This window comes from Litoreibacter ascidiaceicola, from assembly GCF_900129235.1.
Taxonomy (GTDB): Bacteria; Pseudomonadota; Alphaproteobacteria; order Rhodobacterales; family Rhodobacteraceae; genus Litoreibacter; species Litoreibacter ascidiaceicola.
The window spans coordinates 37384-51435 of sequence record NZ_FQUV01000008.1 but is presented as its reverse complement, the minus strand read 5'-3'; the positions used below and the strand labels follow the sequence as shown (position 1 = coordinate 51435).

Annotated in this window: 13 protein-coding genes; 4 read left to right on the top strand and 9 right to left on the bottom strand. The window is 56.0% G+C overall.

Annotated elements, in window-relative coordinates; genetic code table 11:
- Window positions 1–64: 64 nt before the first annotated feature.
- From BUB72_RS15495 to BUB72_RS15485, 3 genes are all read right to left on the bottom strand, one after another.
- A complete protein-coding gene (locus BUB72_RS15495) occupies window positions 65–2863 on the bottom strand; it encodes a DNA translocase FtsK (protein ID WP_073145615.1) in 2799 nt (932 codons plus the stop codon).
- 16 nt (window positions 2864–2879) lie between these two features.
- A complete protein-coding gene (locus BUB72_RS15490; protein WP_073145613.1) occupies window positions 2880–4052 on the bottom strand; it encodes an aminotransferase class I/II-fold pyridoxal phosphate-dependent enzyme in 1173 nt (390 codons plus the stop codon).
- 140 nt (window positions 4053–4192) lie between these two features.
- Window positions 4193–5524: an amidase gene (locus BUB72_RS15485; protein ID WP_073145610.1), complete on the bottom strand. Its 1332-nt coding sequence runs from the start codon at window positions 5522–5524 to the stop codon at window positions 4193–4195.
- 49 nt (window positions 5525–5573) lie between these two features.
- Here BUB72_RS15485 and BUB72_RS15480 point away from each other — a divergent pair, with 49 nt between their 5' ends.
- Window positions 5574–6836 (top strand): UbiH/UbiF/VisC/COQ6 family ubiquinone biosynthesis hydroxylase, encoded by a 1263-nt coding sequence (locus BUB72_RS15480; RefSeq protein WP_073145608.1) that lies wholly within the window; start codon window positions 5574–5576, stop codon window positions 6834–6836.
- Here BUB72_RS15480 and BUB72_RS15475 read toward each other — a convergent pair.
- From BUB72_RS15475 to BUB72_RS15460, 4 genes are read right to left on the bottom strand one after another with little or no spacing between them, the layout of a single operon-like run.
- On the bottom strand, window positions 6833–7012 hold the full coding sequence (locus BUB72_RS15475) for a Trm112 family protein (RefSeq protein ID WP_073145606.1): 180 nt from the start codon (window positions 7010–7012) through the stop codon (window positions 6833–6835). The genes BUB72_RS15480 and BUB72_RS15475 overlap by 4 nt on opposite strands.
- Window positions 7009–7650: an LON peptidase substrate-binding domain-containing protein gene (locus tag BUB72_RS15470; protein ID WP_073145832.1), complete on the bottom strand. Its 642-nt coding sequence runs from the start codon at window positions 7648–7650 to the stop codon at window positions 7009–7011. The genes BUB72_RS15475 and BUB72_RS15470 overlap by 4 nt, the downstream gene beginning before the upstream one ends.
- Before the next feature lie 27 nt (window positions 7651–7677).
- A complete protein-coding gene (gene trxA / locus BUB72_RS15465) occupies window positions 7678–8595 on the bottom strand; it encodes a thioredoxin (RefSeq protein ID WP_073145830.1) in 918 nt (305 codons plus the stop codon).
- Window positions 8596–8648: 53 nt separating this feature from the next.
- The gene (locus tag BUB72_RS15460) at window positions 8649–9437 is read right to left on the bottom strand and encodes an exodeoxyribonuclease III (RefSeq protein WP_073145605.1); all 789 of its coding nucleotides are present in this window, start codon (window positions 9435–9437) and stop codon (window positions 8649–8651) included.
- Between the two features lie 70 nt (window positions 9438–9507).
- Here BUB72_RS15460 and BUB72_RS15455 point away from each other — a divergent pair, with 70 nt between their 5' ends.
- Entirely contained in the window at window positions 9508–10764 is a 1257-nt protein-coding gene (locus tag BUB72_RS15455) for an MFS transporter (RefSeq protein ID WP_073145602.1), read from the top strand.
- A 115-nt stretch (window positions 10765–10879) separates the two neighbouring features.
- Here BUB72_RS15455 and BUB72_RS15450 read toward each other — a convergent pair whose 3' ends face one another.
- A complete protein-coding gene (locus BUB72_RS15450; protein ID WP_073145600.1) occupies window positions 10880–11566 on the bottom strand; it encodes a response regulator transcription factor in 687 nt (228 codons plus the stop codon).
- A 162-nt stretch (window positions 11567–11728) separates the two neighbouring features.
- On the opposite strand from BUB72_RS15450, the gene ribA reads away from it, so the two are divergent.
- Together ribA and BUB72_RS15440 are read left to right on the top strand one after the other, a co-directional pair.
- Window positions 11729–12808, top strand: a complete 1080-nt coding sequence (gene ribA, locus BUB72_RS15445) for a GTP cyclohydrolase II (protein WP_073145598.1) — start codon at window positions 11729–11731, stop codon at window positions 12806–12808.
- Window positions 12805–13302 carry a L,D-transpeptidase family protein gene (locus tag BUB72_RS15440; protein ID WP_073145595.1) on the top strand — a complete coding sequence of 166 codons (498 nt, stop codon included), beginning with the start codon at window positions 12805–12807 and terminating at the stop codon, window positions 13300–13302. The genes ribA and BUB72_RS15440 overlap by 4 nt, the downstream gene beginning before the upstream one ends.
- Here BUB72_RS15440 and BUB72_RS15435 read toward each other — a convergent pair.
- Complete coding sequence (locus BUB72_RS15435) at window positions 13292–13951, bottom strand: YggS family pyridoxal phosphate-dependent enzyme (RefSeq protein ID WP_073145592.1); 660 nt, start codon at window positions 13949–13951, stop codon at window positions 13292–13294. The two genes, BUB72_RS15440 and BUB72_RS15435, sit on opposite strands and share 11 nt — an antisense overlap.
- Window positions 13952–14052 lie beyond the last annotated feature (101 nt).

The following is a 14052-nucleotide window of genomic DNA, read 5'->3' as shown; positions in this document are numbered from 1 at the left end:
AGGCCGGGGGTTTAAACCCTCGGCCCTTCACGAAGCTGACATATGGCGCAATATTGCGCGACCGTTAATGCTGCTCAGGCACAAGAATCTCGCGTTTGCCAACGTGATTGGCTTGTGAGACCACGCCTTCTTCTTCCATTTGCTCAACAAGGCGCGCAGCTTTGTTGTATCCGATCGCCAGCTTGCGCTGAATATAAGAGGTCGAACATTTACGGTCTTTCAGCACGATCTGAACGGCAGTGTCATACAGCGCATCCTCGCCGTCGGTATTCCCACCGAGGCCAAGCACCATGTCGATGTCATTGGATTTCTCATCGGTTGGCCCCTCAACAACGCCCGACATATATGTCGGTGGTCCGAAAGACTTGAGGTGGTTGACGATTTCCTCAACCTCTTCATCAGACACAAACGGGCCGTGAATACGTGTGATTTTAGAACCGCCAGCCATGTAAAGCATGTCGCCCATGCCCAACAGTTGTTCGGCCCCCATCTCGCCAAGGATCGTCCGCGAGTCAATTTTCGACGTCACTTGGAAGGAAATCCGCGTTGGGAAGTTGGCTTTGATAGTACCTGTAATAACATCGACCGACGGGCGTTGCGTTGCCATGATCAAGTGAATACCGGACGCACGCGCCATCTGTGCAAGACGCTGGATGCAGGCTTCGATTTCCTTGCCGGCAACCATCATCAGGTCTGCCATCTCGTCCACCACGACCACGATATATGGCATGGTTTCAGGCTGGAATTCCTCGGTCTCGAAGATCGGCTCGCCGGTTTCGTCGTCGAAACCGGTCTGAACTGTGCGCGAGAACAGCTCGCCTTTGGCAAGCGCGTCTTTCACGCGGCTGTTGTAGCCGTCAATGTTCCGCACGCCCATCTTGGACATCTTGCGGTAACGCTCTTCCATCTCGCCCACTGTCCATTTCAAGGCCACAACCGCCTTTTTGGGGTCGGTTACAACAGGCGACAGCAGGTGAGGGATGCCGTCATAGACGCTGAGTTCCAGCATCTTCGGATCAATCATGATCAAACGACATTCTTCCGGTGTCAGCTTGTAGAGCAGAGACAGGATCATCGTGTTGATGGCTACGGATTTACCGGACCCAGTTGTACCCGCGATCAGCAGGTGGGGCATCTTGGCAAGGTTGGCGACAATCGGCTCGCCACCAATGTCCTTGCCCAGCGCCAGCGGAAGTTTCTGATTTCCATCACCGAAGTCACGTGCCGAGAGGATCTCGCGAAGCACAACCATTTCGCGCTTTTCGTTCGGTAGTTCGATACCGATCACAGTGCGACCCGGCACGGTTGAAACACGTGCGGACAAGGCGGACATTGATCGCGCAATGTCGTCCGACAATCCGATCACCCGAGATGCCTTCAAACCCGGTGCGGGCTCCAATTCATACATTGTGACAACTGGGCCGGGGCGAACGGAAACGATTTCCCCTTTCACGCCATAGTCGTCCAAAACGGCTTCAAGCATACGCGCGTTTTCTTCCAGCGCTTCATCGCTCAGAACGTGGCGTTCCACGGTGGATGCGCTGGTCAGAAGATTTAGGGGAGGCAGCTCGAAATCAGAACTGTTGTCCTCGAATTGTAACGCCGGCTGCGCCTCCGCAACGGCCCGTTTGGACGGTGCAACAGGTTTGCGGACGGGTTGCTGTACGACCGGTTTGGTCAATGGCGCATTAACACGTGCCAATGTTGGAGCAGTTGATAGCGGTTCGATCAGTTCATCTTCGTCCACATAGCGCTGCTCTGCCGTTTCGTGAAAGGCAGGATCAATGCGCAGAGGCTCTGGGCCACGACCGCGAGTGAGTTGAGGCTCCGCACGCATCGACGGCTCGTCGGTATATTCAAGCGGCTTTGTACGGCGACCACGGTTCTTGATGACGTCTGAAATCTTTGACTTGATGCGATCTTCTGGGTCCACATCATCGTGAATTATCGCGGGTTCATCATATAGTTCCGGCTCGACATCCCGCGGCTTCAATCCCGGCAGGCGAGCAAGCAGGCTTGGTTTAGCGGCAGGTTTTTCAACTTCGATCTGCGGCGCGACAAGTGGCTGTGGCGCATGCACGACAGGCGCACGGCGCAACGATGGTCCGGGAATTGGCACGTCGTCCTGATAGGATTCTTCAACGGCACTTAGGCGTGCCTCCTTGCGCTGCACCCGAATTTCGTTGGCTTTGCTTGCCGCGAGTACAGCACCTTTGCCGGTCGAGCCTATCAGCTTCATGATGCTGGCATATGTCAGGATGACGCCGACCAACATAAAACGTGCGACGGCTTTGATCTCTGACCGATCGAAGCCCAGCACAAACAGCGACAAAAACAGCAAACCAAAAAAGACAAGGAACGCCAGCACCTTCAGCCCGAAGGTCGCGCTGATCGGAGCCACACCAAGGATCGCACCAAGAACCGTGTCACCGAACAAGCCGCCCAAGCCAAAGGAATGGGTCCATTCGCTCACCGGGACATGGGTTGAAGCATAGACCGAGGCCAAAGCAATAGCCAACGGAGCGAAGATCAGTCGGCCAACCGCCCGCTCCTCTCCGCGATGCATAACAAACCGCAGCCCCCAAACCACGGTGACGAATGGAATAGCCCAAGCGCCGAAGCCGACGATGATGAACAACGGGCTCGCAAGATAAGCTCCAAATCGGCCCAGCCAGTTTTTTGCAGGCTCGTCAGTGGCGGACATCCAGCTTGGGTCTTCCGGTACATATGACAACAGAAGCATGGTCACCATGACGCCAACCGCCAGAAGCCCGAAACCGAACAGTTCCTTGCCTCGTTTCTCGATTGCCGCCTGCATATCGCTGTCCAAAAACGGATCGCGCGGCCTTGCCTGATACGCCATATCTACTTCCTCACCTTCAACCGTAAATGCAGCTCTTGAGACGGGTCAGCCCCGGCTGCAGTTCGTTCATTGGAGCGACCAAAGCCACCCGTATATAATTCGTGCCGGGGTTAGACCCCTGATATTCGCGGCCCAGATATGCGCCGGGTAGAACTTTGACGCCCGTCGAACTCCACAGCTGCTTCGTCGCGTCTTCGCCGTCCTTGACAGGGAGCCACAAAAAGAAGCCCGCTTCTGGTGGCTTGTAGCCGTCCACATCTCCAAACAGCGTATCGCTGAAATCCAGCTTTTCTCGGTAGAGGGCGCGGTTCGCTTCGACATGGTCTTCGTCAGCCCAGACCATTTCTGCCACGCGCTGCAAAGGCAGCGGCAATGGAGCGCCTGCATATGCGCGCAGTGCCTTAAGCCGCTTGATGTTTTCGGGTCCACTTGCCGCGAAGCCGGACCGCAGGCCTGCAAGGTTGGACCTCTTTGATAGCGAATTGAACAAAACCACACGTTCCGGATCAAGCTCTTTACCCGCCGTTAACGCGCCCATCGGCGCAGAAGAACGATAGATTTCAGAATAGCATTCGTCCGCGAAAATCTTGAAGTCGTATTTCTCGGCCAAAGCCAACAAGTCGGCCCAATATTCTGGTGTCGCGACCGCACCCTGTGGATTGGAAGGCGAGCAAAGATAAGCAATCGCTGTGCGGTTCAACACATCTTCCGGTAGGGCAGAAAAATCAGGTAAAAAGCCGGTTTCCAGCGTCGCGGGCACGTAAATCGGTTCCGCACCTACAGCCAGCGAAGCAACGGCATATACTTGATAAAACGGGTTCGGCATCAAAACGACGGGTGTGCCGTTCTTATCTTCGGGGCACAACGCCAACGCCGCGTTGAACAAGCCTTCGCGAGTGCCGTTCAGTGCCAAAACCTGCGTAGCCGCATCAACTGCAACGCCATATCGACGGGCGATCCAAGCCGCGATTGCTGCCTGTAGTTCCGGCGTTCCGTCGTTTGGCGGGTACCCGCCGAAGCCGGACGCATGTGCTGCAATGATGTCGGTAATCCAGTGAGGAAAGGGATGCTGAGGCGAGCCAATTGTCATATCCACAGGCACCCCGCCCGGCTCCAGACCGGCGAGTAGCGACCGCAAACGCGGAAATGCATATGGTGGCAGGTTCGAAAACCGCTCAGGAAAGGTCATTGGGACCTACTATTACTGCCTCAAGGATCGGGATCATGGACGCCCCGTTTAGACCAAGCTACCCCAATGCGCAGGCCGCGGTCCAGAAAAAGCGCCGCAATTTCAGCAATGTGGTCACAGGCCTGTGACTTTTTGGCCCACTAGCTAAGCGCGTCCTCCGCGGCAGCGCACAAGCGCAGCAATCGTTCCTCCGCGTAAGGGGCACCAAGAAACATAATCCCCGTTGACGCCAAACCGGTTGGCAAAGTGACGCCAGCGGACCCCATCAGATTGCCAACCCTTGTATTACGCAGCGCCAACAAGTTCTCGGTAACGTAGTAATCGCTATCAGTCAGCAACCGTTCGGCGTTGGGTGGTAAAATTGGAGAGGTCGGAAGTACTACGGCATCAAAGGCCGAGATACGCTCGTTCCAAATCGAGATAATCGCTTCAAGGCGACGCCACCCCGCAACGTAATCAGGCCCTGATATGCCTGCACCTGAACGGAAACGCTCCAGAATTTCGGGAAACATGACGCTTGGGTTTGCTTCAATCACGTCTTTCCAAACCCCGTAGGCTTCCGGAGCAAACAACGTGCCCGACAAAGCAAGCGCGTCTGCAATCTCGGGCACCTCCTTGCGTTCCACAATTGCACCAGCTGCTTTCAGGCGTTCGACGGCACTGTTGAACCCCGCAAGAGGCTCCCCGCGGATGTCATCGAACGCGATTGTGTCGAGGATCATCAGCCGCGCACCGTCAAGCGAAACCCCGTGCAAATCAGCTAAGCGGCCGCCTTCTAACGCGGCAAGCAACTGTGCCGCGTCCTCGACCGACCGGCACAAGGGGCCGACGGTATCGAAACGCGGACAAAGTGGAACAGCACCTTTCACGGAAATTCTGTTGATGGTTGTCTTCAGACCCACCAAGTCGTTCCAGGCTGCAGGAATACGGACCGATCCGCCTGTATCAGAGCCTATTCCAGCCGCAGCTAATCCAAACGCAACTGACGTCGCCGCACCGGAGGACGACCCGCCGGCGACGGCGCCCACGTCGTTGATGCACGGCGGAGTGGCTGTTACCGGATTAAGACCAAGGCCTGAAAACGCCAGCTCCGACATGTGGGTTTTCCCAAGGCAAACGGTCCCTGCTTGGGTCGCATTCACCAGAACTTCCGCGTCAGTGTCAGGCGTGCGGTCTTTCAGCAAAGCACTACCCGCTTCAGTGACTACCCCAGCGGTATCGAACAAATCTTTCCACGAGATAGGAACACCATCGAGCAACCCACGCCGCTGGCCCATATCTGCACGCCTCTTGGCCTCCGTGGCCTCAGCCATCGCACGACCTTCCGTCAAACGCGCATAGATGCGGTCTGAAAACTCATGTGTCCGGGCTGCTTCAAGGTAAGTTTCAGTCAAGGCGACCGGATCGACCTCACCTGCCTCTATTCCGCGACCCAAGTCGCTCGCGGTCATAAACAACCATTGGTCCGACATAGCTAAATCCTTGCGCTGATTTAGCGCGAGGGTAGCGGCAGCACAGCGCATGGACAATCCCATCCATCCCGCCATATTGGGCGGCATGAATTATGATTGCGATATCTCGATTGTTGGTGGCGGCCTGAATGGGTGCGCCCTTGCGATTGCATTGGCCAGTGGCGGGCTCTCGGTCACGTTGATCGACAGCCTAGCCGTCGATGCCGTGCAAGAGGACAGTTTCGACGGTCGGTCCTACGCCCTCGCCTTGGCCTCCAAGCGCCTGCTAAGCGCTGTGGGGCTATGGGACGATGTTGCAAAAGACGCCCAACCGATGCTGGAAATCAAAGTGACAGACGGGCGGGCGGGCGAAGGTCCGTCGCCTTTCTGGATGCATTTCGACCATACTGAGATTGAGGAAGGTCCGATGGGCTTCATGGTCGAAGATCGCCATCTGCGACGCGCTTTCCTTTCAAAGATTTCCAAGACTGACAGCATCACGCATCTAACGCCTGAAACCGTGGTCGCGCAGTCGGTCGATCAAACGAGCGCAGCGGTCGTTCTGGCATCAGGAAAAACTGTCCGTAGCCGACTATTGGCCGGCTGCGACGGCCGCCGCAGCGGTGTGGCGGAGCGCGCTGGAATCGGGCGCAGCTTTAAAGACTATGGGCAGACGGCCTTGGTCGCGGCGATCGGGCACGAGCTGCCACATAACGGAATCGCCCACCAGTTTTTCATGCCTGCAGGCCCTCTGGCGATCTTGCCTTTGTCAGGCAACAGAAGCTCGATTGTCTGGGCTGAGACGCATGACCGGGCAGCAGAACTTTCCGAATTGAGTGACGAGGCCTTTATAGAAGCCTTGCGCCCAGCGTTCGGAGATTTCTTGGGGGACATACATGTTGCAGGCGCTCGGTTCTCCTATCCGCTAAATCTCACATTAGCAGACCGCCTCGTGGATGAACGCATGGTATTGGTCGGAGACGCCGCACATGGTGTCCATCCAATTGCCGGGCAAGGATTAAACCTCGGCCTTCGCGATGTCGGCGCTTTGGCGCAAGTGCTTGTAGACGCCCGCAGGCGTGGCGAAGACATCGGGTCTGAGGCTGTTTTAGTGCGCTACGAAGAATGGCGGCGATTTGACACGACCACGCTCGCCTTGGCGACAAACAGCTTTAATGGCTTGTTCTCTAACGACAATCCAATACTCAGAGCTGGCCGCGACATTGGGATGGGCTTGGTAAATGCATTCCCGGCACTGCGCCGCAATTTCATCCGTGAAGCCGCAGGGTTAACTGGCGATCTGCCACGCCTTCTGCAAGGCCGATCGCTTTAGTCGAGCTTGCGCGCCTCGTCGACGAGCATAATCGGAATGCCGCCGCGGATCGGGAAAGCCAGCTTTGCCGACTTTGAAACCAGTTCCTGCTTTTCTGCATCGTAGGACAAGGTCGACTGCGTCACAGGACAGACCAACCCCTCAAGCATATGGCGGTCAAAATTTGGATCGGTCATTGCAGTGTCTCCTCGGCTGTCCCGCCTCTAAGTGAAAACTCGATTAGCGTGACCAGCGTTTCACGCCGTGTCGTTAATGAAGGGGCCTCAAGCAGCGCTTGCTTTTCTTCCGGCTCGAAGGGGCAAAGCATGGACAGGGAGTTGATCAGCAACTCGGTATCCGCATCTTTTAGGCTTTCCCAATCTGTCCGCAAGTCGTGGGCATCGAAGAATCTCTCGAGTGCACTTAAAAATCCAGCCCGATCAAAATCCGGATCTTCTTCTGCTGCCCCCATGTCGCGCTCGAAGCCCGCCCAACTGACCGATGCTTTACGATAGGGATTGAATCCCGTGACCTCCTCAGTAATTCGGAAGCGTGAGATTCCAGCGAGCGTGACCATGTAGCGGCCATCTTCCGTCTCTGAAAATTGGGTTACACGCCCTGCGCATCCTATGGCGTGAAGTTGTTCCTCGCCTTTCGGTCCCCGGTGCGGCTGAACCATCCCAATCATTCTATCAGACGTTTTCAGAACGTCTTCGAACATTTGCAGATAGCGCGGCTCAAACAGGTGGAGCGGTAACCTTGCCCGCGGCAACAAAAGTGCACCGGGCAAGGGGAATACCGGGATGGTGTCGGGAAGGTCTGCTGATTTCATCATAAGCATGGACGTAGCCCGTGTGCTTCCTCAGACAAATATCATCGACGACAATTTACGACGACCGTTCAAAACAATCGGATCATCTGCCTTCAGCGCATCAAAAACTGTGAATAGCTGCGATTTGGCAGCGCCATTATTCCATTCGCGATCGCGGCGGAACAACTCCAGCAAATGATCGACCGCACCTTGAGCGTCACCGGATGCATGCAAGGCGACTGCGAGGTCCAACCTTGCCTGATGGTCGTCAGCATTGGCATCAACAGCGGCTTGAAGCTCGGCCGCCGGACCGGTTTCGGCGGCTTGCAACAGCAGATCAATCTGCGCACGGACGGCTTCAATCTCAGGCAAGCCATTCAGCTCTGCCGGTGCGTTGGCCAGCAGTTCCGAGGCTTGCTCCAACTCGTCCATTGCTAGATGTGCCCGCATCAGCCCTGCATAGGCGGCGGGATTGTTCGGCTCTTCACCCAAGATTGCCGCGAAGGTCTGCGCTGCATCCACTGCCGCACCCTCTTCCAGCATTGCTTCGGCTGCGGCTATGGCTTCACCAAGCCCCTCATCCACCTCGCCACCGGATTCGGCGATCAGTTTATCGATGAATGTCTTGATCTCGCTTGCTGGCAACGCACCCTGAAAGGCATCAATCGGTTTGCCTTTGTAGAATGCATAAACGGTAGGGATCGACTGGATTTGCAATTGGCCGGCGATCTGCTGGTTTTGGTCCACATCGACCTTCACCATTTTCACGGCACCTTTCGCCTCTTTCACCCCTGCCTCCAGGGCTGGACCAAGAGTTTTGCATGGGCCACACCATGGCGCCCAGAAATCGACGATGATGGGAACTTCGTGGCTGGCCTCGATCACATCGACCATAAAGGTCGCTTCGCTTGTGTCTTTGATCAGGTCGCTACCACCGGCGGGAATTCCGCCTACGTTTAGTTCAAGCATGGTTTTGTCCTCGGTGTTTAAGCTCAGTTGCCCTGTATATGTGCGCTCTTTGGTCAAAGATCAAATGTCGCAAATACCGGCGCATGGTCGGAAGGCTTTTCCCAGCCACGCACATGACGAACCACCCGCGACGAGTGGCCTGCGGACGCGATGTCTGAGGTCGCCCAAACGTGATCCAAACGGCGCCCTTTGTCAGCGGCATCCCAGTCTTTAGCGCGATAAGACCACCAGGAATAAAGCTGACCTTCGGGAATGTCGTTGCGTGTCACATCAGACCACCCCCCTGCGTCCATCACTTCGTTGAATTGCTCGACCTCGACCGGCGTGTGGCTGACAACCTTCAGCAATTGCTTATGGGACCACACGTCATCCTCACGAGGTGCGATATTCAGATCACCCACGAGGATGGACTTGGCGGGCTTCTCCGCATGGAACGCATCACGCAATTCGCTTAGATAATCGAGCTTCTGGCCGAATTTATCGTTTACTTCGCGGTCGGGTACGTCACCACCGGCGGGGACGTAATGATTGTGAATAGTCACCCCATTCTCCAGCCGCGCAGCGACATGACGGGCATGACCAAGCGAGGCGTAGTCCTCCGCCGCAGTCTCAACAATCGGTAGTCGCGAGATGATCGCGACGCCATTATACCCCTTCTGACCACGCGCAACCATATGATGGTAGCCAATTGCGTGCAGCCCTTCGAGAGGGATCTTGTCCACCGGGCTTTTGCATTCTTGCAAGCACAACACATCCGGCGCTTCTTCGCGGAGTAGCCTCAGCACCAACTCTTCACGCAAACGAACCGAGTTGATGTTCCAAGTGGCGAGGGTGAATGACATGGCGCTTCTCCGGTTTGACTTCATTTCAGATTAGTCCGACGCTCGCGCCAGCACCACAAGGAAACATCCAATGTCGCTAATTGCCACCAATCGAAATTTCCGATTGCTGTTTTCGGCGACCGCCGTCTCCAATCTTGGTGACGGAATATCAGCCTTGGCGTTTCCATGGCTCGCCACTTTGATTACCCGGGATCCGTTCTTAATTTCCGCTGTTGCCGCTGCCACAAGGCTTCCGTGGCTGTTGTTCTCGTTACCCGCAGGCGTGATCACCGACCGAATGAACCGTCAGCGCTTGATGGTCGGTGCTGATATCTTGCGCATGGTTCTAACCATGGGCGTCATCGGCTTGATCCTGTCTGCCCCCACATTGCCTCTTTACGATGGTGCCGTGCAAATGACGTCGTTGATCACAGGGCTATGCGCTGCTGCGTTCTTGCTGGGAAGCGCCGAGGTTTTACGAGACAACGCCGCGCAAACAGCCCTGCCGTCTGTAGTCGAGAAGTGTGACCTGGAGAGAGCCAACGGCCAGCTCTGGAGCGTTGAGCAGATTATGGGTCAATTCGTTGGTCCGCCTGTCGCGGGCTTGCTGATCGCCCTCGCGGTCCCTGCCCCGTTTCTTTTGGATGCCGCGACGTTCGGCATTGCAGCCTTTCTGGTGTGGCAAATCGCGATGTTGCCGTATGTTCGGGTTCAGCAGGCTTCCGGCTTCTGGCTACAAATGAGGGAAGGCGTCGTTTGGATGCTTGGGCAGCCGCTTATCCTTCGGCTTGCGCTGATGCTTGGAGTATTGAACTTCGTGATCATGATGAGCGCTACGATGCTGGTGCTGTTGTCACAAGAAATCATGGGCCTCGACGCTGCGGGTCACGGGTTGTTGCTTACAGCGGGCGCTGCTGGCGGGGTCTTAGGCGGGATGTTTGGTCCTAAGCTGGTCAGTCGGTTTGGAGCGCAGATCTGCGTTTTCGGGGCGCTGATACTATTTCCAATCCCGTTCATCCTGCTGACGGTAACATCGAATCCATGGCTGGCGGGGCTTGCCCTATTTCTGGAAATGTTCAGCGGGATCGTTTGGAATGTCGTCACGGTTTCCTTGCGTCAGCGCATCATTCCAGATGCCCTGCTCGGGCGCGTCAATTCGATTTACCGCTTCTTCGGGTGGGGTTCGATTCCGCTGGGCGCCCTGTTCGCGGGTTTGCTGGTATCGTCATTGGAGAGCTCTCTGGGCCGTGAAACGGCGCTGCGTGTTCCTTACGTCTTCGGCGCCATAGTATGCGTAGGGTTGGCGCTATACGGGATGCTGCGCCTTCGTCTGCCAAAGGCATTATAACAGCATCTCATCTGAGCAAAAAAAATGCCCGGGCGTTTGCCCGGGCCAGTCCAACAGGGAGAATACCGCAACATAACCCCGTTGCGGTCAGGGGAACTTTGACCGAGGTCAAACCTCATGAATTCAATTTATAACCACCAGATTCGGTCACAAGAAGGCGCGCATTTGACGGGTCTGGTTCTATTTTTTGACGCAAGCGGTAGATATGCGTCTCCAAAGTATGCGTCGTCACACCCGCGTTATAGCCCCAAACCTCGTGCAACAGCACATCACGCGCCACTACGCCATCGGTCGAGCGGTAGAGAAACTTCAGAATATTCGTCTCTTTTTCAGTGAGACGGATTTTCTTTTCGTCCTCAGTGATCAGCATCTTCATCGCAGGTTTGAAAGTGTAAGGCCCGAGTTGGAACACCGCATCTTCGGACTGCTCGTGCTGACGTAACTGAGCGCGAATGCGGGCCAAAAGCACCGGAAACTTGAACGGTTTAGACACATAGTCATTTGCACCGGCATCAAGACCCAGAATGGTATCTGCATCACTGTCATGCCCTGTCAGCATCAACACGGGGCATTTCACACCCTGTTTACGCATCAACCGGCAGAGTTCGCGCCCGTCGGTATCCGGCAAGCCGACATCAAGAACCACAAGGTCGTAGATCGCTTCTTTCGCTTTCTGCATCGCGTCGGCGCCGTTACCTGCCTCGAACACGTCGAAATCTTCGGTCATGATCAATTGCTCGGACAGCGCTTCGCGCAGGTCCTCATCATCGTCTACCAGCAGGATTTTCTTCAGTGTTGCCATCGTTCAATATCCTTTGTTGTTAGGAACAAGATGTGGCCTGTCAGCAAAGGAAACAACTCACGCCGCCGTTATTCACAGCCTCGTGTCGCAATCGGGGTGTTTTGTTTCAACTTTCATTCTTTTGGCGTAGAAGTGGGCTGACTTTGTTACAAGATCGAGCCTATGACACTCGCACCTGACATAATTGAGCTGACGGCCCGCGCCCGTGCCGATCTACGGATGGGCGTTCCTGTCATCATCGGGTCGTCTCTTATCCTTGCGGCTGAAACGCTGAGCGACAAGCGATTGAAGGCTTTGCAAATCGCGGGAATGCCTCTGGCCCTCGCCATTACCGACTGGCGCGCCCGCACTTTGAAAGCCCGCGCCTATGACACTGACCTTGCGCGGATCGTTGTGCCATCCGATGCACCGGTGGACTGGATTGCGGCGATTGCCGATCCCGCGGACGACTTGAACGCACCAATGAAGGGGCCGCTTCAGACATTGCGCGACGGAAACGCCGATGACGCACGTCTTGCCATTCAACTCGCGAAAGACGCGCGCTTGCTGCCCGCCGTTATAGTCGCCCATCTGGAATCGCCGTTGGAGTACGCGGCGCTACACAGTCTCACCTTGCTTGATGCCGATGCCTTGGCTCGCGTCTCTGCGACTGTCAGCCCCTTGCACCCGTTGGTCAGCGCGCGGCTACCTCTTGAGGTTAGTGAAGCTGGGCGCCTGCATGTTTTTCGCCCTGAGGATGGCGGAGAAGAGCACTACGCAATCGAAATTGGCATGCCCTCGCGGTCTGAGCCTGTTCTGACCAGGCTACACTCAGCATGTTTTACTGGCGATCTACTTGGGTCGCTAAAGTGCGATTGCGGACCTCAACTGCGTGGCGCTTTGGCGCAAATGGGATCTGAGGGTCAAGGCGTGTTGCTCTACCTCAACCAAGAAGGCCGCGGGATCGGGCTCGCAAACAAAATGCGCGCCTACTCCTTGCAAGATCAGGGCTTCGACACTGTTGAAGCCAATCACAGGCTCGGCTTTGAAGACGACGAGCGCGATTTCCGGATTGGCGCAGGCATTCTTAAGTCCATGGGTTTCAGCAAGGTAAGATTGCTGACAAATAACCCGGCTAAACTCGCAATGCTGGCAGCCAACGGATTGGAGGTCGTCGAGCGAGTCCCTCTAAAGGTTGGTGAAACCCGCCACAACACCGCCTACCTCGCCACCAAGGCGGCGAAATCGGGGCATTTGCTGTGAGCCCTACAAACCTCGTGGTGACGCGATGGGGTACCCGGTTTATGGGCCGGAATTTTCCGTGCAGTATCGGCAAAGGTGGCATTTCAGGAGACAAGCGTGAAGGTGACGGAGCGACGCCTGTCGGCAGCCACCGGATTGTGGGGATGTTGTATCGCCCCGACCGACTGCAACCTCCAGTTCCGTGGGCTACGCCGATTGGGCCAATGGATTTATGGTCTGACGATCCGACTGATCCGTCTTATAATCAAATGGTTCGTGCGCCATATTCCGCCAGCCATGAACGCCTGCGTCGGGCTGACGCTCTGTACGACTTGGTATTTCTGACCGACTGGAACTACCCCGTATCGGTTCCTGGCAAAGGTTCTGCGATCTTCATTCACCGCTGGCGCAAACCGCGGCACCCTACCGAAGGGTGCGTGGCGTTTTCGGCAGTGGATTTGCTTTGGATAGCGCAGCGGATCGCCTTTGGCTGCCGTATGATCGTCAAGCCTTAGGTGCGACACGCTCGCCAAAGATCGCCGACCCCACGCGCACGAAGGTCGCGCCTTGCTCTATTGCGCACTCGAAGTCGCTGCTCATCCCCATGCTGAGTTCCGCCAATCCATTGCGCTCCGCCAAGCCACTCAGAAGCGCAAAATGCGCGGACGGCTCCTCGTCGACCGGTGGGATGCACATTAAACCAATCACTGGAAGGTCCAGCGCCCGACATTCTTCAACAAAGCTGTCTGTTTCTTCAGGTGAAACACCTGCCTTCTGGGCTTCATTGCCAGTATTCACCTGAATGAACAACTTGGGACAGCGTCCCAGCTCGTCCCGCATAGCGGCGATGCGCTTCGCCAGCTTCAGCCGGTCGAGGGTGTGGAAATAGTCGAACAACTCCATCGCTTGCCGCGTCTTATTTGTTTGGAGCGGCCCCAGTAAGTGAAGCTCGATCCCATCATAGGTGTTGCGAAACTCTGGCCACTTCCCAGCGGCTTCTTGCACGCGGTTTTCGCCAAATATCCGGTGTCCTTCCTTGAGGACGGACTCGACGCGATCATTCGGTTGAACCTTGGAGACTGCGATCAAGCTGATGCTGCCTTCGGCACGCCCGAAGCGTGTTTCCGCCGCTGCGATACGGTTCTTTATATCTGTTAGCGACATCGGCGGCTCCTGCGGTTTTGCTCACCCTTTTCCAACATAGACCTTCACAAAAGAAAAGAGCGGGCCGAAGCCCGCTCTCTCTAATTCTGTAAGTTTGGGTG

Bases quoted from the DNA above. Each gene is read 5' to 3' on its own strand.
- BUB72_RS15495 (WP_073145615.1), bottom strand. From the start codon at position 2,863: ATGGCGTATCAGGCAAGGCCGCGCGATCCGTTTTTGGACAGCGATATG.
- BUB72_RS15490 (WP_073145613.1), bottom strand. From the start codon at position 4,052: ATGACCTTTCCTGAGCGGTTTTCGAACCTGCCACCATATGCATTTCCG.
- BUB72_RS15485 (WP_073145610.1), bottom strand. From the start codon at position 5,524: ATGTCGGACCAATGGTTGTTTATGACCGCGAGCGACTTGGGTCGCGGA.
- BUB72_RS15480 (WP_073145608.1), top strand. From the start codon at position 5,574: ATGGACAATCCCATCCATCCCGCCATATTGGGCGGCATGAATTATGAT.
- BUB72_RS15475 (WP_073145606.1), bottom strand. From the start codon at position 7,012: ATGACCGATCCAAATTTTGACCGCCATATGCTTGAGGGGTTGGTCTGT.
- BUB72_RS15470 (WP_073145832.1), bottom strand. From the start codon at position 7,650: ATGATGAAATCAGCAGACCTTCCCGACACCATCCCGGTATTCCCCTTG.
- trxA (WP_073145830.1), bottom strand. From the start codon at position 8,595: ATGCTTGAACTAAACGTAGGCGGAATTCCCGCCGGTGGTAGCGACCTG.
- BUB72_RS15460 (WP_073145605.1), bottom strand. From the start codon at position 9,437: ATGTCATTCACCCTCGCCACTTGGAACATCAACTCGGTTCGTTTGCGT.
- BUB72_RS15455 (WP_073145602.1), top strand. From the start codon at position 9,508: ATGTCGCTAATTGCCACCAATCGAAATTTCCGATTGCTGTTTTCGGCG.
- BUB72_RS15450 (WP_073145600.1), bottom strand. From the start codon at position 11,566: ATGGCAACACTGAAGAAAATCCTGCTGGTAGACGATGATGAGGACCTG.
- ribA (WP_073145598.1), top strand. From the start codon at position 11,729: ATGACACTCGCACCTGACATAATTGAGCTGACGGCCCGCGCCCGTGCC.
- BUB72_RS15435 (WP_073145592.1), bottom strand. From the start codon at position 13,951: ATGTCGCTAACAGATATAAAGAACCGTATCGCAGCGGCGGAAACACGC.